Below are 17,742 nucleotides of genomic sequence, written 5' to 3'. Positions count from 1 at the left end.
CAACAAATTCCTGAGCCAGATGTCCCGTGACGAAAATGGAAACTGGAGATACACACATAAAAGGTTGTTAAAGGCACAGCGCTCCATTGTAAGGCTGATAAAAGAAAACAGCATGTTCATATATCTGGATGAGCAGTTAAGTCAGGAAATAGATGAATTGCCGTCAACGAATAATCGGATCGAAGGAGGCGTCAATTCGAGGATAAGAGCATTGCTCCGGGACCATAGAGGGTTATCTGTCGAAAGAAGAATAAAAGCGGTCTTCTGGTGGTGTTATATGCACTCACCGGAGCCGCTTTCTGTGTCTGAAATATTGAGAGTGATGCCCACAGACAAGAGCATTTCAGATATATACGAAAGAATTTCGGATAGCGAAAAACGCACCTCAACTATCCCTATGTGGGGTGATGCTATCGTCTGGAGTGAACTCCATAGAGAGGACAATTATCCTTCTTACTGGGATTAGCAAAACACGTTTTTTGTCCTATAAGCCGAAAAAGAAGAGGTATGAGCTGAGCAGCTGAGCAGCCCATATCTCTTTTTCTTATGCTATTACTATCATCGGCGTTTCCGCAGTCACCGCTTTCACTCAATTCAGCTTATCCACGAGGTCTGCCAAAACGCTCGATCAGCTTATCGGCCTGCTTAATTCCGTCGCATGCTGCAGATGTAATTCCTCCTGCATAGCCGCAGCCTTCACCGGCCGGATAGATGCCGGAAATTCCAGTGCTCTCTCCACTATCCTTATCTCTAAGCACTCGCACCGGTGCCGAGCTTCTCGTTTCCACCGCCTTGATCACTGCATCCGGGTCATCATATCCATGTATTTTCTCAGCAAAGAAAGGAATAGCCTCCCTGATTGCTTCATACGCGAAGTCCGGAAGAGAAGCTATAACGGATTGAGCATTCGCATCAAGAAAATCCTTCATAGTGCAGGTGGGCGGGTTAAATTTGCCGCCGCCATTTTCGAACGCCAGCCTCTCGTATTTCTGCTGGAATTTGACACCTGACAGCACATCATCCGAATCAAAGTCGCTCACCCTTACATCACACAGGATGCCGCTGTTAGCCACTCCGCTATCTCTCCTTCTGTTGCTCATGCCGTTGACGCACAGCTCGCCATCAGCGGTCGAGCACACTACAACCTCCCCGCCCGGACACATGCAGAACGAATACACTCCTCTTCCGTTGCTGGCTTTATACGAGACCTTATATTCTGCAGGCGGCAGTCTATCCTCCTCACCATACTGAGCGCGATTTATCAATTCCTGCGAATGCTCCATTCTGACGCCTATAGATAGAGGTTTCTGTTCCATTTCCAGAGCAGATTCTTTTATAAGTTCATACGTATCTCTTGCGCTGTGCCCTGTTGCCAGAATAACAGCATTGGTGTCAATGTGCTCCTCTCGGCCATCGCTATCCATAACGGTTATACCTTTTAACTCGCCATCAGCTATTTCAAGTCCGGTCAGACGCGTTCCAAAACGGACATCTCCACCGAGGTCTAAGATCTGCTCTCTGAGACTCACAATTACAGCTCTAAGCACATCAGTCCCTATATGAGGTTTATGCTTGTAGACAATTTCGTCTCCCGCACCGGCGCCTGCAAATGTCTCTAATACGAACTTTATATTCGGATCTTTAATTCCGCTCGTCAGTTTACCATCCGAAAATGTGCCTGCACCGCCTTCCCCGAAAAGTATGTTGGAATCCCCATCAAGTACCCCGTGTTGTCTGAAATTCTCCACATCTTTTACTCGTGCGGACATAGTCTTGCCACGCTCTATAACAATCGGTCTGTATCCGTTATGTGACAGCTCAAGCGCAGCAAAGATACCGCATGGTCCAAACCCGATGACTACAGGACGCCCTGTCAAGCACTCATTACCTGATATCGGCGCGTGCCTTTCAATATGCTTGTACACGTTACACCTATGCTTCTTGGCAGTCTTTGATGATATCTGCGAGTTCGTCGTAAAATCCACTGTATATACCATGAAGATATTTAATTTATCCCTGGCATCTATCGATTCTCGAGCGACCTGCCAAGTCATAATATCTGACAGCTTTATGGACAGCTGCTTCGCAATTTTGGCAGGCAGCTCTGTCATTTCAGCTCCGACAGGCAGCTTGATCTCACTCATCCTGTATGCATATTTCCCGGCCCTCTCTCCTCCACGCCACACTCTGTTCTTAAACCTTGCATCCATCTCTCACCTTCGCAAACTATTACGTCTGTTCAATATATCTTAATGCTTTTATCTCTATAGAAAATATTATGCACAATCCATGCGCCACAGTTGCTGTACAGCATACCCCATGAGGAAAAGCTTTATATCTCTCTAGCCGCAGCTTCTCCGGCGCGCTTTCCGGACAAAAATGCGTGATTAAGGTTGTAGCCACCGCAAAAGCCGTCATAGTCCAAAGTCTCACCAACAATGTATAACTTCGGCAAGAGCTTCGACTCAAAGCTCTCATCATCTATTTCATGCATATCGACACCACCGGAAGTACACTGCGCTTCCTTCCAGCCCTTGAGCCCGGTCGGCTTGAATCTCAGGTCACTTGCACTCCTGATGATTTTGTCGCGAACATCCGCATCTGTCAATATAGAAGCATTAGACGTATAATCCAATCCTGCCTGCCTGATTATCTCCATGGCAAGCCCTTCCTTATATACTGTCATAAACACCTCTACAAGTTTATTATATGAGGAATTCTCGCACACCGCAGAATTCGCCTCGATAGCACTCCTCTGTGAATTCCTCGCGTCAACTGTTTCTCTATTCACTACGGCTCTCTTAGCTGCAGCCGTAAGCCACTCGCTCAAATTAAAGCCCTCGGTTACATCCAGTGATATATCGAAATTATCAAATCCCTCGCCTTTTCCAAATCTCATCATCCTCGAGAGATTAAATATGCAAATACCGGAAAGTCCGTACTTGGTAAATTGCACCTCGCCATTCTCTTCATATAGCTGCTCTCCATCCTTCAAAAGCTTGGCTGTTGCGCGCACTCTCACCCCGGACAAGCCTGTTAGCTCAGAGTTTCCGCACTCCACAGGGGTTAGCGATGGAAACGTCCTGGTAACGCTGTGTCCAAGTGACCTTGCCAACAAGAATCCGTCTCCTGTGGCTCCATATACCGGAGCCGACTTCCCGCCGGCGGCTATTACAAGAGCCTGCGATTCCATCCGGTAATCGTTATCGATACTGGCAATGGTAAATGCAGTTTTAAACGAAATACCTGAATTGAAGCTTGCACCATCGAGCGGTCTGTCCTGTTTATCGCAATATGGAACTACAGAAACTGCAGATACTGTAGCACCCTTATACACCTTGATTCCAAGCTGCTCAAGCCGCAGCTCCAGTAGCTCTGCAACGTCCGGCGCTGACTCCGATACAGGATACACAAAGCCCCTCTCCTTAGACTTCGTAGCTATCCCTAACGAGAAAAGAAAAGCTATTACCTCTTCGTATCCGTCTGCACATGTATTAGTTATATTGCATCGTCCGTTTCCTGTCGCTCTAAGCTTCCTTCCGAGGATTTCGTTCTTATCGAGTATAACGATCTCTGAATCCGGATGGCTGAGCTTGGCGCTTGTGGCAGCAGCCATCCCCGCCGGACCACCACCGATGATGAGTATGTCGCATACGGAAGCAGGAGCTTTGGCAGTGATATTCCGTGTATTTGCATATCTTTTTTGAGTACTGTGAGCCATATATCCACCTCTCGCTGCGATTTAAATTGAAGCTAATTATAACATTATAGGCTAATACAAACACCTACATGATTGCATTAGCCTATAAATTTCCAGTCGTTCATATTGATGATACGAAAATATACTATAGCCCTATTCCTATTGTCTATGCATACTGATCTGCCGCAGCCTTGAGCTGTGATGCCTTGTCAGTCTCTTCCCACTTGACACCGAGGCCGGTCCTGCCAAAGTGGCCGTATGCAGCCAGAGATCTGTAGATCGGTTTGAGCAGGTCGAGCTGCTTGATAATAGCAGCAGGTCTCATATCAAAGTTCGCCTTTATGAGCTTGGCGATATCCTCGTCCTTGAGAGTTGCAGTTCCATACGTGTTGACATACACGGATACAGGCTCTGCTACGCCGATTGCGTATGCCAGCTCAATCTCGCACCTGCGGGCAAGTCCGGCGGCGACGATATTTTTTGCAATATATCTAGCCATGTATGCGCCACTTCTGTCGACCTTAGTCGGATCCTTTCCTGAAAATGAACCTCCCCCGTGGCTTGCATAGCCACCGTAAGTATCGACTATAATCTTGCGACCTGTAAGACCGGAATCGCCTTTAGGCCCACCGATTACAAATCTGCCTGTCGGATTTACGAAAAACTTTGTGTCGTCATCAATCAGCTCAACAGGGATAATCGGCTTGATAACATGTTCAATCATATCCTTTCTGATCTGCTCGAGTGCAACATCAGGATCGTGCTGTGTCGAAATTACAACTGTATCAACTCTCACAACCCTGTCGTCATCGTACTCGACCGTAACCTGTGTCTTGCCGTCAGGTCTCAGATATCTCAGAGTGCCGTCCTTGCGAATATCTGCAAGTCTTTCGGCTAGTCGGTGTGCGAGCGAGATAGGCATAGGCATGAGCTCATCAGTCTCGTCGCAGGCGAATCCAAACATCATCCCCTGATCTCCCGCACCGGTCATAGCATCATCGCTTGCTTCCTCACCTTCCTTAACTTCGAGTGCTTCGTTAACACCCATTGCGATATCCGGTGATTGCTCCTCAATGCTTACGAGCACAGCACAAGTATTTCCATCAAAGCAAACCTCGCTGCAGTCGTATCCGATACTCTTGACTACATCTCTAACGATACCCTCAATATCCACTGTGCACGTAGTTGAAATCTCTCCAAATACAATTACAAAGCCTGTCTTAGTCGCTGTCTCGCATGCCACGTGAGCATTTGGGTCCTCAGCGAGGATTGCATCCAGTATGGCATCAGAAATCTGATCGCAAACCTTATCCGGATGACCTTCGGTAACTGATTCGGATGTGAATAACTTCTTCATTGAAACCTCCCTTCGGGCACGAGCATCATGCCCCCTCCAATCCATGAAATAAAAAACTCTTCAGCATGAGCCACATGCATGAAGAGACAAGTTCTAAATATGAATATGTCTCCTCATCTTTCAGGCCTTGCCTGTGGGAATTGGCACAACCGTTATACACGATGTTGCCGCGAGTTCATAGGGCCCATTCCCTCACTCGCTCTCAATAAGGAATTCACCTGTATTATATATGTATTTTGAGCAGTGTCAAGTTTCAGATGTTACGAATATTATTGTTTTTTGATTTTAATGGGTTAGATGAAGGATTCCACCGCCATATTTGGTATAATAATATATTATTGACTTACCGAGGAGAGCAACTATGCCGGTACTAAAAGTAGTAGAGGGTAAACTTTCAAATAAATACAATCACTTCATGGACTACCGCTTTGATTCTTGTGTCGCTACAAACACCCGTCTGATGGGTGTTGTAGCCCTCAAGGTGTCGTGGACTGCTAAGGATGGAAGCAAGGATAAGCTGTTTCAGCTTATCCACTTGGATTTCTCAGAATATGGAGTGGACGATTACAGAGAGATTTTCACCAAGGCCGGTAATCTGGAGGGAGGGCGAGAGGTCAAGGCGGAATGGAAGCGTATTTCCGGAGGGCTTGGCGGAAATGAAGTCAAAATTCCGTTCTTCACCATGATACAGTTGATCAATGAAGTAATCGCTACGAATGATCTGTTCTATGAAAATCATGCGCCATTCATACAGGAGTTCCGCAAGGAGACGCTCATGCGCATCAATCTCATGAAAGAGGCTTCGGTAAAGCTGCTTGGTGAAGACACCGGCTTTGACAAAACGAGCAGAGAAGGCATGGAGATGGTGTGCAAGTCTCCTCTCACATCTTTTGAACTAATCAACTACTTCCTGATGAGGCTGCTGGATAAGGATTATAGAGGAGCCGCACTGCTTGCCGATGTGACTGCCGGAGCGATGAAGCGCAGCAAATTCAATGAGATCGGACTAGCTGAGCTAGTGAGAAATAAAATATCCAAGGAAACCACTGCCGCTACGCCTAGCGGCGAAGCGACAGTGTACAAGTGTAGGTTCACAGCGCTTTCCGATGATTACATATATGGTGAAGCGCTGCTCACCCTGTCTCTGCGCAGCCTCACGCGGTCACGACGAATTCTGGAATTCGAAGTAACGACACTGATGCACATCTCCGACTACGAGGCGGCGCTCCAGCTGCAGCAACCTGAATACATAACACTATATAAGCTGACAGTACCGCAGGAAAAATTCGATATCGATGATTCCGTCTTCGGGGCAGACACCGCGATGACACCGGCCCCTAACGGAATCGTCTACGTCCTATACAACAAAGACAATTCACATGTTGATTCAGCTAATTACTATATGAATCATGATTTATATGGAGCATACCTGCTGACTCCAAAAAATGAGCTGGTTGTGATGAGTCATGATCTGATGAAAATCACCAATATGGAGATGGATATCAACAAGAGTATCAATATCAGCAAGCTGGAGCTCAAGGGCAGATACAAGCTGGAGACTCAGGTATTCCAGAGTTTCGCCGAGTCGCCTAACACGATGTTCAGCGATATGATATTCAATCCGGAGCAATAGTAAATTGAAATTTATTTGTTAACGGTTGTTCTTTTTTGCCGTCTGAAACAAGCACAAGTTATCCACATCACTCGATTGCCGATAAAATGTGCACATCGGGGATTATCCACATAAAATTCAAAAATTGTATACAATCTTCTCAACATGTCGAAGTGGATAAGTAACTTGGTAAAAATGCGTATTTTTCAACGCTAATCAGCGATTAATGGATATGTCAAGGTAAGTTATCAACAGTTTTATAAAAATAATTTTTACACTTTTGTTCGATTTTCAATCTAGGGAAAAAACGAGGAGGGACTATGAAAACAGAAAAAGTTTTCCACAATGATCGGTACCTAAAATCACTGGATGCCACTGTTTTGGATGTTATTTCTAAAAAGGACAGGATTGAAATAATTACAGACAGAACTATCTTCTTTGCCGAGGGCGGCGGACAACCCGGGGACAGGGGTACAATGTATTTGACGGAGGATGAAACCAAGCATGTGGATATCTACGACACACACGACTCCGGCGAGTCAGTTGCGCATTATACAAATTCGGAGCATGTACCTTTCAATGTCGGCGACAAGGTCACTATGGAGCTGGATTGGACTTTTAGATTTAGCAACATGCAGAGACACTATGGTGAGCACATCCTGAGCGGCGCAATCTACAAGCTGTACAGAGGAACTAATAGAGGCTTTCACATGGGGCATAATTATATAACTATTGATATTGATCTTGACGGAAAAATTATGGATACTGCCATGCTGGAAGCTGCTGAAACGCTTGCCAATGAAGCGGTATGGGCTGACATGCCTATCCGGGCTCATTATTTCGATTCAGTTGAAGAGGCAAACGCTATGCCCCTCAGAAAGGCCGTCAACGAAAAAGTGGAAGGCTCTGTGTTTATCGTCACAGTCGGCGATCCTGCCGACCCATTTGACTGCTGCGCATGCTGCGGCACCTATCCTTCCACCAGCGGACAGATTGGAATTATCAAGATATTTAAAGCAGAATCCAACAAGGGAATGACGAGGATTTACTTCGACTGTGGCAGAAACGCCCTCGTCCACTATCAGGAGTCGCACCGCATCCTGACCGATGTTGCGGAGAGATTTTCTTCGAAGCCGGAGGATTTGATACGTACCTTAGATAAAAGGGACAAGGAAGAATCTGAACTAAAGGCTGAACGTGCACATCTGGCCGAATATTTCAGGACTGCCGAGGCTACAGCTCTTGCACTATGTGCAGCTGCTCCCAACGACAAGCTCGTATATAGGGCATATTCCGATATTTCACCTAACGAACTCCAAAAGCTAGGCTTCAAAGCGCTCGACCTGATTGAAAGAGATAACAAACCTCTACTGGCTCTAGCCTGCTCCCCATCCGGCACACTCATGCTGGTATCCGACGGCAGCTACCCTTGCGGCAAGCTGGTCAAGGAAAACGTCAAGGAGTACGGTGGTAAAGGGGGAGGCAGAGCTGACAACGCCCGTGCCCAGTTCGATAACGATGACGATCTAAAAGCATTTGTCGGAGCTATCGCGCAGAAATTATAGTATTATTTAAAAACACGATTGTGTTATAATCAGCAGGAGGGAGGCTGTATTATGTCAAATAAAGTCATAGTAACTATTGGAAGAGAATTTGGAAGCGGCGGACACGAGGTCGGCAAGAGATTAGCCGCGGCTCTTGGCATCAAGTTTTACGACAACGAGTTCATCAGACTCGCAGTCCAGAAGACCGGATTCCATGAGGACTACGTTAAGAGTAACGAGGAGAAGGCTCCGGACTTTGCAGCAAGTGCACTGTTCTCCGGTATAGAACTATATCAGCCGTCTCCTTACGACAAGATTCACTCTGAGGAGTATAAGCTCATCCGCGAGATTGCTGCGGAAGACAGCTGTGTAATAGTTGGAAGAGCTGCGGATTACATCCTGCGCGATCAATCACACGTCAGCGTCTTCCTCTTCGCACCTATTGAAGACAGAATTAAGCGCAAGATGGCTCTACTCTCTGGTGAAGAAGCCAAAAAAATGACGCCTGCTCAGATGGAGAAAATTGTCAAGCAGATGGACAAGCAGCGTCGTAGATACTACGAATATTACACCGATACCAGATGGGGAGAGAGAGATTCATACGACCTGCTCATCAACACTAGCCGTGCCGGAATCGACGGTGCTGTTAAAATCATCAGATCTTATATCGAGTCAAGCCGTGGCGAAAGCATGATGCCGGACTAGATAACTGTAATGCGGTTGTTGTACATGCTGCGCATGCTTCAGGGATTATTCCAAAGTTTGTGTAAGCCAAAGCTCTGTGTGAGCACTTCCTAATCAAGTGCCGTACAGGGCTTATTATGTCGTCACATTCATGGAATGTATATGGCACGCTAAATAGAATGGAGATACTCTACTTCAGCCGGTCCCAGCTTTCTATAACCTCCTATCGCCAGTCGACCAATCACCAGTTTGCCAATTCTGATTCTCTGCAATTCCTGCACCGGTGCACCCACAGCCTTGAACATGCGGCGAACCTGATGATTCTTGCCTTCATGAATAGTGATATCCACAACCGTCGACTTCTTATTGTGCTTCCTTACCTCTACCTTCGCCGGCGAGGTCTTGAAGCCTCCGATATTCACTCCGCATTCCAATCTCGCAATCTTGCCGCACGTAAGTATCCCCGATACAACGGCTCGATACGTTTTTTCGAGCTCCTTCGACGGATGCATGAGTTTATTTGCCACATCGCCGTCATTGGTCAAGATAAGAAGCCCTGAAGTATTGTAATCAAGCCTCCCCACAGGAAAAATCCGCCTATCCTCATCCTGTATGAGGTCGAGAACTGTAGGACGCCCCCGGTCATCGGATGTTGTCGTCACATAGCCAAGCGGCTTGTTGAGCAGTATGTAGATCTTGTCTCGTTCGGGTGCAATCCTTATGCCGTCGCATGTGACTTCTTCTCCCTGCTTCACATCATATCCGGGTTCCCTCATAATGACGCCGTTAACTGCAACCCTACCGTCCAATATAAGCTGGTCAGCCTTGCGTCTACTCGTAATTCCGCAAGAAGCGATATATTTATTTATCCTCACTATCTGCGTCTCCTTCAAAATTAATCGACAACTGCTCGTGAGCCTTTCCATCCTCATCGTCGTAATCCTGCAGTTCATCGAACTCTGTGATGTCCGGCAGCTCATTGATGGATGTAAACCCGAATTTTTTGAGGAACTCTGCAGTCGTCCTATACAGGAGCGGTCTTCCCACACCTTCCGACCTGCCGGCAACTTCTACAAGCTCCTTGTTCATGAGTCCATCGATTACCCTCTCGCTCTTGATACCGCGAATAGAATCGATTTCACTCTTCGTCACCGGCTGCCTGTAAGCGATTATCGCCAGTACCTCAAGTGCCGCCTGAGATAATTTCTTGATCTTGACCGGAGTGCACAGCTTCTCGATGAAAATTTCGTTTTCGCCGTTAGTCACAAATTGAAAAGCCCCGTCTACTTCTCTAATTCTGAGGCCACTCCCTCTCATTGCATATTCGCGTTGTAGACTGAGTAACAGCTCTTTTATTTCTTTCTTATCTGCATCAAGTACCTCTGCAGCATCCTTAACCTTGAGAGGCTCTCCCCAGACAAACATCATGGACTCCAGCGCTGATTTCATTACCTTATCGTTGTACATCTGTCTGAACCTCTTTCTTAATAACACTTATATTTCCGTAATTTCGATCCTGTTTAGCGTCAACTTCCTGCATCTTGATCATCTCCAGCAGCGACATGAACGACAGAGTCACATCATATCTATCCGCATCCTCGGGTACCAGTCTTGCAAAATCGATAGATTCTCCCACGCTAACCCTGTCCTTGATAATCATGCTCATATAGTTGATTCGCTCCTCTATCGAAGCCCTATCTCGCTTGATTCGTTGATATCGCTTTTTAACATCAGCGACTCGTTTCTTCTTTTGCAAAAATGCATTAAATGCACTTACAAACTGTTCGATATCCGTCTTGAGAAGTTCGTCCGGCGAGTCTATGTATATCGACATGTCCTCCGCCGGCTTCTCGTGAACGCATTCATTCGCTTCCATTCTCTCCTGCAGCATCTCTGCGATTTTTTTGGTTCTGACATATTCTGCCAACCTGCTTGCCAGCTCCATGCGAGGATCTTCGTCTATCACAATCTCGCCAATCTCATTGACGCGAGGAAGCAGCATCCGCGACTTAAGTCTAATCAGCACAGCTGCAAGCACAATAAATTCGCTGCTGACCTCTACATTGAGCTCCCCCATCTCCTTGAGATACGCTATATACTGCTCAGTAATCTCAGCAACCCTGATATCGTATATATCCATTTTCGCATTTTGTATCAGATATACCAACAGGTCAAATGGACCCTCAAACTTATCAATCCTTACCTTGTACAAGTACTGCCTCCACGTTTAAATTCGTCATCAAAATATATCTGCTCCAAATATAGCCCCTGTGGCGGTGCCGTAAACCCGGCGCTGCTCCGCGTGGCATCAGCCACAATCTGCTCCATATCGCTCGCCGAACGCTTGCCGGTACCAATTTCCAGCAGTGTGCCAACGATAATTCTCACCATGTTGTACAGGAATCCGTCACCGGTGACTCTTATAATCGTTCGTTCCCCTTCATCGGAAATAGCAATATCGGTAACGGTTCTAACTGTCGTCTCTCGCGGTATCCCTCCGGCTGTCTGAAAAGACGCAAAATCATGCGTTCCAACCGCAGCCTTGGCTGCTACTCTCATGGCCTCGTGGTCAAGTTCATAACCATACTGATAGACGTAATTTCGCTCAAAGATATCCCCACTTCTGTCAACAACATACTTATATGTTTTACCGTGGCACGAAAATCTCGCATGAAAATCCGACGGAACCTCTACTGCCGAGATTACCCGTATATCGCCCGGAAGACCGCTTCTGCCAAGCCCTCCGGCTCCAAATCTTCTGTTCATGATGTTAGCAAGCTTATTCGTTGGCAGCGGATTATCCCAGTTAAACGAAGCACATTGACCGAGAGCGTGTACCCCCGCATCAGTACGGCTAGTGCCATTTACCGGCACATCATACCCGGCGATGAACCTCAGCACATGCTCTACTTCACCTTGTACGGTTCTCCCATTAGGCTGCTTCTGCCAACCGTGAAAGTTAGTACCGTCATATTGAATTTTTAGCAGGATATTTTTGGTATTATCGGACATATTCTCCCCTGTCACCAACTCTCTGTTATATGCCAAGGCAGCGAACACTGCTATAGCAGCACAAAAGGTACGAAATCCCACAGCGCAAGCATGTACAGCGTCACCGCCGGCAATGCGTATACCAACATCGGTCTTCCCTCGTCAGCATTGAATCTATGCACAACACTCAGGTATATTATGTGAACAAGCGCAAACACTGCTATCAATATAAAGATCGAGATAATCCCTCTGACTCCGGTCACAAATCCTATCGAAATATAAAATTTTAGATCAGCCCCTCCTATCACAGTCCTATGATATAGGATACGCCCCAGCCCATACGAGGCCATACCGAGAGCAAGCCCAACAAGCGCACCATAGAGTGGCTCAAGCAGTCTGTCGTTGAAGCTCACAAAGCCGACCGCTGATACAGAGAGCAGCACATTGAGCTGATCTGGAACCACGCGGTACTTTGCATCGCACGTAGCCATCATAGTTACGATAAATATGACAAGCACGGCGGAAAGCATAAATTGAGCCGATTCGCGAACAGCCAAAAAAACGCCACACGCACCGAAAAAAACTGTAAACACAAGCTTCCACGGAGTGCTGGGTAGCCGCTGTCTGTCACTATCCATGTCCTGCAGCAGTCTCTCCGGCAGAGAATTATCCTCCCCGGAGAACCATCGCACAGGCAGATGGTTAAACCACACAACTCCGCCATTCCCAAGTATTAATGCGATAACGATCGCTATTACCGCTTTTATTGCCATAAACACATAGTATTGATTCATCCGCTAATTATAACACACAATATAATAATTAAGGCACCTCAAAGTGTACCCTTCAATACCTATTATCGATGATTGATGCACTTTTTGTATATGATACTATCTCTTATTTGATCGTCTCCACACATTGATTTCCTCTGCCGACTTAATCAGCTCGTCTCTAAAATCAGGGTGTGCCAGGTTAACCAGCTTCTCCGCGCGCTCCCATACCGAAGAACCGGCAAGATTCTCCACGCCGTACTCGGTCACCATAATATATGCCTGACTTCTGGGATCTGTTACTATATCCCCACCATCAAAGATAGGTCTGATGTTGGAATGCATCACGCCCTTCTTGTCGGTAAATGTCGATGGCAGCGCTATGAAGCTTTGTGCATCGGGATTCTTGAAACCTGCCGTCAGAAAATCGAGTTGCCCGCCTGTACCGCTGATGTGACGAGTGCCTGCGCTCTCAGCTGAAATTTGGCCGAAAAGATCCACAGCAATACAGCTATTGATAGATACGAAGTTTTCAATCTCACCTATCACATTGAGTCCATTTACATAGTTTATTGGGGCGCAGCACATACTGGGATTGTTATCTACCCAGTCAAACAGTTCCTGATTGCCGTGAGCAATGCTGAACACCGATTTACCACGCATGATTCCGCGCTTGTTGAGGTTAGTAATCTTTCCCGCTTTATGCATATCCAGGTACGCATTTACAAGCAGCTCTGAGTGAACTCCGAGATTTTTGAGCTCGGAGTTTGCTATCAGCTTGCCTATGGCATCCGGCATACCGCCAACGCCGATCTGTATGCAAGCTCCGTCAGTCATACGTCCGACAATAGAGGATGCAATTTTTTCCTCAACGGGACCTGCTGCGATTGACGGAAACTCTGTTAAAGCCTCGTGTTCGCCCTCAATTACCATATCCACCTCGGAGATGTGAATTGTATTTTCAAGACCGTGCACGCAAGGCAGCTTCTCGTTGACCTCAAGTATGATTACGTCTGCAACATCAAAGACAGCGCGCGCATTGGAATTATTGAGCGACACATTGAAATATCCTTGCTCATCCATAGGTGTTACACCCATCACCGCTACATTGACTGAGAGAAATCTCCTGTAGTAATCGGGAAGGTTTCTGAATACCATAGGTATAAATTTGCACAGCCCTCTGTCACACAGCTTCCTCTCGTATCCAATCATGTGCCACGAATTATATGTGAAATGCTCGCCCTCAGGATCCTGCTCTGCAATCTGAAGCGGCTTGGTAATGAGCAACGCTCTGACCTTTACATCTTCAAGTTCATCACGCCTAGCTGCCAGAGCCTCATCAAAAAGCGACGGAAAGCCCTGATAGCATCCGAAATCAACCCAGTCACCGCTTCTTACAATCTGTGCTGCATCTCGAGCGGTCCTAAGCTTGCTTTTATACTCTTCTCTATAGTTCATCAATGTCTGCCAACCTTTCATCGAGCCAAGTTAAAATATCTGCGTAAACTACATCTCTGTCCGTCTCATTCAATATCTCGTGTCTATCATCTAAATAAAGCTTGATATCAACAATGCATTTTGTGTTGCTGATATATTGCATATAAGCCTTGCGGACTCCTTCACCAAAATCACCGACAGGGTCATCTGCACCCGATACAAACAACATTGCCAGGTTCGGTGATATGGTTTTCGTCCTGTTCTTATCAATTGACTTGAGAATCCCCTTGAACATCTCGTTGTATGCGCTCACCGTAAATATGAAGCTGCACCACTCCTCGTCACAATACCAATCCACCACTTCAGTATCCTTGGTCAACCAGTCAAACGCTGTACGCGCCGGTTTAAACTTCTTGTTGTACGATGAAAATACCACGGAATTAATCAGCCTGCTCCTATGGCGATGCCCCCTAATTCCTTTGATTATCGCTGATAGCACGATACCTGACTGTAGCGCAATTGCCTTCTGCTGACCCGTGCCCATGATGATTGCACCGGCCAATCCTTCAGAATAGCTAGCTCCATACTTCTCCTTTTCCGTCAGGTACTGCCTCAGCAAGAACGAACCCATGCTGTGTCCGAGCATGTAGTAAGGCAGTCCCGGATATTCAGCCTCGGTTCTCTTTCTCAACGTGTGAATATCGGCAATCAGCGCCTCGTTGCCGTATTCTCCAAAATACCCATAATCGTCAGGCGTCATCGCCGACTCTCCGTGACCTAGTTGGTCATGACCAACTACCACGTAGCCATGATCCGTCAGATATGAAGCAAAGGCGCTATATCTCCCCACAAATTCAACCATACCGTGAATCAGCTGGACAACTGCCTTTGGCTGCTCATCAGGGCTCCATTTTCTAACGTGTATTGGTGTTCTGCCATCCGCAGATGTGAATTTTTCGTCTGTCTTTTTCATCGATTTTCCCTGTCTTGTATTAATTATGTATTTTCATCCTTTACTTATTAGCCATCTTCTGACCATGGAACTGATAATATGTAGTCTGAAGCCTTCCGTTATACAGCTTGCGTCTCCTGTCCGCCTTTCTGTCAAATATCTCTTCAACCTCACGATCCGTCGTAATCATGAACAGCGACCAGGAGGGATCATTTTCAAGAATCTCCTTGAGTCTGAAATATATACCGTGAATCGCCTCCCTATCACCAATTCGCTCTCCGTACGGCGGATTGGTGATAATGACGCCATTGGATACGGCAGCTCTGAATTTGCGCATATCCATGCGATTGAACGTGATATCCTCTTCAACGCCGGCTTCCGCCGCATTGGCCTGAGCGGAGGCGATCGCCTTACCGTTTATATCAAAGCCCATGATAATCAGTTCACTGTCATAATCCACAGCCCTATATGCAGCTTGTCTCTCCTCATCCCACAGTTCATCCGGAATGAGATCCCAGTCCATAGCTGCAAACTTGCGGGTCAGTCCCGGAGCAATATTTCTTGCCATCATCGCCGCCTCAATCAGAATCGTGCCTGAACCGCAGCACGTATCTACAAGCATTCTTGAGAAGTGCTCGGGGTTATCCTTGTCCCTGCGCATCACGCCTTCCTTCCAGAAGCTCAGCTTCACAAGTGCGGCTGCCAGCGTTTCCTTCATAGGCGCCGCCACATCAAATACCCTGTATCCTCTCTTGTGCAGACCGGCTCCTGATGTATCTAGCATAATCGTAACCTTATTCTTTAAAATTGAGAACCTGACGCGGTAGCTCGCACCGTTTTCCTCAAAATGCTTTTGTACGTAGAAATCCGAAAGCCTTGAGACTATGGCCTTCTTGATAATACTCTGACACGAGGGTACGCTGTGAAGCGTGGACTTGACAGAGGTTCCGACAACCGGAAATGCCGCATCTATAGGAAGAAAGTTCTCCCATGGTAGTCCTCTCACCTGCTGGAACAAGTCCTCAAACGTCTCGGCACTGAATTCGGCAACCTTGATATAAACCCTATCTGCCGTCCTCAGCCACATATTTGAATGTACAACTGCCTTTTCATCGCCGACGAAGGTTACTTTCCCATCCTCCGTCTTGAGCACCTGATACCCAAGCTCTTGCAGCTCCATCCTGACCACAGCTTCAAGGCCAAATGTCGCTGTTGCAATCAATTCATATTTCATAAAATATTTACTTTCCCAAAATCATAATCTCTCGTCGCACTCCGATGCTCCGAGCTGTTATACAATATTACTTTATAATTTTAGCACATTAACCTGTACATAAGCGCTGTTTTAGTCTGGAATTTTATCTTGCACGTCAAAAGCACGGCATTTCTGCCGCGCCTTCGTTAAATATCATTATCACGTAGCTTTACAGATGATATTTCAAAGAGCGAAAACCGCGAAATACCGGCACACCCGTATAGGTCAACACAGGAACCTGTCCTGTCATAGCCTGATAGGCACCTGATGCAAGTGCCGCTATCTCCCACTCTCCGGGCATAACCCACGTCTCCGCTATCCAATCTACATATTGCTTGAGGCTCCTGACTATGTACTCAGAGCGAGCAAGTCCACCTGTAATCAGAATAGCATCCACCTTGCCCTTCAGCACGCAGGCACACTCACCTACAGCCTTGGAAAACTGGTATATCATAGCATCCAGCACCAGCCTGGCATATTCATCGTTTTCTTCTTCAATGCGCCGCATTATCTCTTTGACATCGGAGGTACCCAGATGGCTGCTTAAGCCACTGTTTCTGACGATTATATCCTCAAGCTCCTCATGCGTATAGTCACCGCTAAATGCCAGATCCAGCAGCTTGGTCGCCGGTATTGTTCCGGCTCTAAGCGGTGTCATCGGGCCATCGCCGATAAGATTATCGTTGCTGTCGATCATCTGCCCTTCACGGTGAGCAGTGATAGAAACTCCTCCGCCCAAGTGACATACTACAAAATTACATTTGTTGTAATTCAAGCCTTTTTCTTCACAATACCTTCTGGCAACTTCCTTCTGATTGAGGCAGTGCACATGGCTGTCGCGATACACTCCTTTGATTCCGGTCACTCTAGCGAGATCCTGGAATTCGTCGGTATCCGGCGGATTAACGATGTATGCATTTGCACCATACTTATTTGCAAGCTGTCTCGCAATCTGAGATGCGAGCTGAGCGGGATGCTCTACACCGGATGCCGCCGTTTCGCAATCATAGATAATCTTGTCCGTAATGCAATAAACACCGCCATTGGAAGACAGAAGCCCTCCACCACGGCCGACAAAAGCATCGACTTCACTGAGCTTAACGCCATTGCATTCACAACGATTTTCTACCAGCAGCCGTCTGTAGCTCAGCTGTTCCTGAATACTGCCAAATCTGGAGAGTTCGTCCTTATTATGGTATATATTTTCGATAAATACCTTTTCGCTATTGTGGTAGAATCCGAATTTTGTCGAAGTCGATCCAGGATTTATCGCGACTATGTTGTATATCTTATCAGTCATATTCGTCCCTCCAAGGCATATGTTGTTGAGAATAGGGCTTGTCTATCACGGGCAACCGCGAATCTTGTTATGGCTCCAAAGCACATCAAGGCATATATTGCTGAGAACAGGGGCGCGAAGAACACGTCCTCACACCCCTG

General features: G+C 46.7%; 15 protein-coding genes, 1 pseudogene and 1 riboswitch. Of the genes and pseudogenes, 4 read left to right on the top strand and 12 right to left on the bottom strand.

Translation table 11 applies throughout. The annotated features are described in order from the left end of the window. Window positions 1-466: pseudogene (locus HMPREF1152_RS09750) on the top strand (IS256 family transposase); the annotation flags it as partial. 133 nt (window positions 467-599) lie between these two features. Here HMPREF1152_RS09750 and HMPREF1152_RS06435 read toward each other — a convergent pair. The 3 genes from HMPREF1152_RS06435 to metK all read right to left on the bottom strand — a co-directional run bounded on the left by HMPREF1152_RS06435 (window position 600) and on the right by metK (window position 5,057). Next, window positions 600-2,210, bottom strand: a complete 1,611-nt coding sequence (locus tag HMPREF1152_RS06435; RefSeq protein WP_009644333.1) for an NAD(P)/FAD-dependent oxidoreductase — start codon at window positions 2,208-2,210, stop codon at window positions 600-602. 122 nt (window positions 2,211-2,332) lie between these two features. After that, on the bottom strand, window positions 2,333-3,721 hold the full coding sequence (locus HMPREF1152_RS06430) for an NAD(P)/FAD-dependent oxidoreductase (protein ID WP_009644381.1): 1,389 nt from the start codon (window positions 3,719-3,721) through the stop codon (window positions 2,333-2,335). Window positions 3,722-3,866: 145 nt separating this feature from the next. Further along, window positions 3,867-5,057 (bottom strand): methionine adenosyltransferase, encoded by a 1,191-nt coding sequence (gene metK / locus HMPREF1152_RS06425; RefSeq protein WP_009644264.1) that lies wholly within the window; start codon window positions 5,055-5,057, stop codon window positions 3,867-3,869. Window positions 5,058-5,167: 110 nt separating this feature from the next. Next, window positions 5,168-5,269, bottom strand: a riboswitch (SAM riboswitch). Window positions 5,270-5,418: 149 nt separating this feature from the next. On the opposite strand from metK, the gene HMPREF1152_RS06420 reads away from it, so the two are divergent. From HMPREF1152_RS06420 to HMPREF1152_RS06410, 3 genes are all read left to right on the top strand, one after another. After that, window positions 5,419-6,690 carry a hypothetical protein gene (locus tag HMPREF1152_RS06420; RefSeq protein ID WP_009644297.1) on the top strand — a complete coding sequence of 424 codons (1,272 nt, stop codon included), beginning with the start codon at window positions 5,419-5,421 and terminating at the stop codon, window positions 6,688-6,690. A 299-nt stretch (window positions 6,691-6,989) separates the two neighbouring features. Then, a complete protein-coding gene (locus HMPREF1152_RS06415; RefSeq protein WP_009644243.1) occupies window positions 6,990-8,234 on the top strand; it encodes an alanyl-tRNA editing protein in 1,245 nt (414 codons plus the stop codon). Window positions 8,235-8,285: 51 nt separating this feature from the next. Continuing rightward, entirely contained in the window at window positions 8,286-8,918 is a 633-nt protein-coding gene (locus HMPREF1152_RS06410) for an AAA family ATPase (protein ID WP_009644329.1), read from the top strand. 149 nt (window positions 8,919-9,067) lie between these two features. Here HMPREF1152_RS06410 and HMPREF1152_RS06405 read toward each other — a convergent pair whose 3' ends face one another. The 9 genes from HMPREF1152_RS06405 to buk all read right to left on the bottom strand — a co-directional run bounded on the left by HMPREF1152_RS06405 (window position 9,068) and on the right by buk (window position 17,602). After that, on the bottom strand, window positions 9,068-9,772 hold the full coding sequence (locus HMPREF1152_RS06405) for a pseudouridine synthase (protein ID WP_009644362.1): 705 nt from the start codon (window positions 9,770-9,772) through the stop codon (window positions 9,068-9,070). Then, window positions 9,759-10,364 (bottom strand): SMC-Scp complex subunit ScpB, encoded by a 606-nt coding sequence (gene scpB, locus HMPREF1152_RS06400; RefSeq protein ID WP_009644367.1) that lies wholly within the window; start codon window positions 10,362-10,364, stop codon window positions 9,759-9,761. Before scpB ends, HMPREF1152_RS06405 begins: the two co-directional genes overlap by 14 nt. Then, entirely contained in the window at window positions 10,351-11,109 is a 759-nt protein-coding gene (locus HMPREF1152_RS06395) for a segregation and condensation protein A (protein WP_009644331.1), read from the bottom strand. Before HMPREF1152_RS06395 ends, scpB begins: the two co-directional genes overlap by 14 nt. After that, window positions 11,097-11,909: a tRNA pseudouridine(38-40) synthase TruA gene (gene truA / locus HMPREF1152_RS06390; RefSeq protein WP_050992652.1), complete on the bottom strand. Its 813-nt coding sequence runs from the start codon at window positions 11,907-11,909 to the stop codon at window positions 11,097-11,099. The genes HMPREF1152_RS06395 and truA overlap by 13 nt, the downstream gene beginning before the upstream one ends. Window positions 11,910-11,959: 50 nt before the next feature. Next, window positions 11,960-12,661 carry an A24 family peptidase gene (locus HMPREF1152_RS06385; RefSeq protein ID WP_039883711.1) on the bottom strand — a complete coding sequence of 234 codons (702 nt, stop codon included), beginning with the start codon at window positions 12,659-12,661 and terminating at the stop codon, window positions 11,960-11,962. 117 nt (window positions 12,662-12,778) lie between these two features. Then, window positions 12,779-14,116, bottom strand: coding sequence for an acetyl-CoA hydrolase/transferase C-terminal domain-containing protein (locus HMPREF1152_RS06380; RefSeq protein WP_009644281.1), 1,338 nt, complete (start codon window positions 14,114-14,116; stop codon window positions 12,779-12,781). Then, window positions 14,106-15,068, bottom strand: a complete 963-nt coding sequence (locus tag HMPREF1152_RS06375) for an alpha/beta hydrolase (RefSeq protein WP_009644324.1) — start codon at window positions 15,066-15,068, stop codon at window positions 14,106-14,108. The genes HMPREF1152_RS06380 and HMPREF1152_RS06375 overlap by 11 nt, the downstream gene beginning before the upstream one ends. Window positions 15,069-15,108: 40 nt before the next feature. Continuing rightward, window positions 15,109-16,281, bottom strand: coding sequence for a THUMP domain-containing class I SAM-dependent RNA methyltransferase (locus tag HMPREF1152_RS06370; protein WP_009644276.1), 1,173 nt, complete (start codon window positions 16,279-16,281; stop codon window positions 15,109-15,111). A gap of 190 nt (window positions 16,282-16,471) precedes the next feature. Beyond that, on the bottom strand, window positions 16,472-17,602 hold the full coding sequence (gene buk / locus HMPREF1152_RS06365; RefSeq protein WP_009644306.1) for a butyrate kinase: 1,131 nt from the start codon (window positions 17,600-17,602) through the stop codon (window positions 16,472-16,474). Window positions 17,603-17,742: the final 140 nt, after the last annotated feature.

The organism is Mogibacterium sp. CM50 (assembly GCF_000293155.1).
GTDB lineage: Bacteria > Bacillota > Clostridia > Peptostreptococcales > Anaerovoracaceae > Mogibacterium > Mogibacterium timidum.
The sequence above is the reverse complement of the archived record's forward strand: the minus strand, read 5'-3'. Positions and strand labels throughout refer to the sequence as shown.

Coding starts and splice junctions, on each gene's coding strand:
- HMPREF1152_RS06435 (WP_009644333.1), bottom strand. CDS start 2,210: ATGGATGCAAGGTTTAAGAACAGAGTGTGGCGTGGAGGAGAGAGGGCC.
- HMPREF1152_RS06430 (WP_009644381.1), bottom strand. CDS start 3,721: ATGGCTCACAGTACTCAAAAAAGATATGCAAATACACGGAATATCACT.
- metK (WP_009644264.1), bottom strand. CDS start 5,057: ATGAAGAAGTTATTCACATCCGAATCAGTTACCGAAGGTCATCCGGAT.
- HMPREF1152_RS06420 (WP_009644297.1), top strand. CDS start 5,419: ATGCCGGTACTAAAAGTAGTAGAGGGTAAACTTTCAAATAAATACAAT.
- HMPREF1152_RS06415 (WP_009644243.1), top strand. CDS start 6,990: ATGAAAACAGAAAAAGTTTTCCACAATGATCGGTACCTAAAATCACTG.
- HMPREF1152_RS06410 (WP_009644329.1), top strand. CDS start 8,286: ATGTCAAATAAAGTCATAGTAACTATTGGAAGAGAATTTGGAAGCGGC.
- scpB (WP_009644367.1), bottom strand. CDS start 10,364: ATGTACAACGATAAGGTAATGAAATCAGCGCTGGAGTCCATGATGTTT.
- truA (WP_050992652.1), bottom strand. CDS start 11,909: ATGTCCGATAATACCAAAAATATCCTGCTAAAAATTCAATATGACGGT.
- HMPREF1152_RS06385 (WP_039883711.1), bottom strand. CDS start 12,661: ATGGCAATAAAAGCGGTAATAGCGATCGTTATCGCATTAATACTTGGG.
- HMPREF1152_RS06380 (WP_009644281.1), bottom strand. CDS start 14,116: ATGAACTATAGAGAAGAGTATAAAAGCAAGCTTAGGACCGCTCGAGAT.
- HMPREF1152_RS06375 (WP_009644324.1), bottom strand. CDS start 15,068: ATGAAAAAGACAGACGAAAAATTCACATCTGCGGATGGCAGAACACCA.
- HMPREF1152_RS06370 (WP_009644276.1), bottom strand. CDS start 16,281: ATGAAATATGAATTGATTGCAACAGCGACATTTGGCCTTGAAGCTGTG.
- buk (WP_009644306.1), bottom strand. CDS start 17,602: ATGACTGATAAGATATACAACATAGTCGCGATAAATCCTGGATCGACT.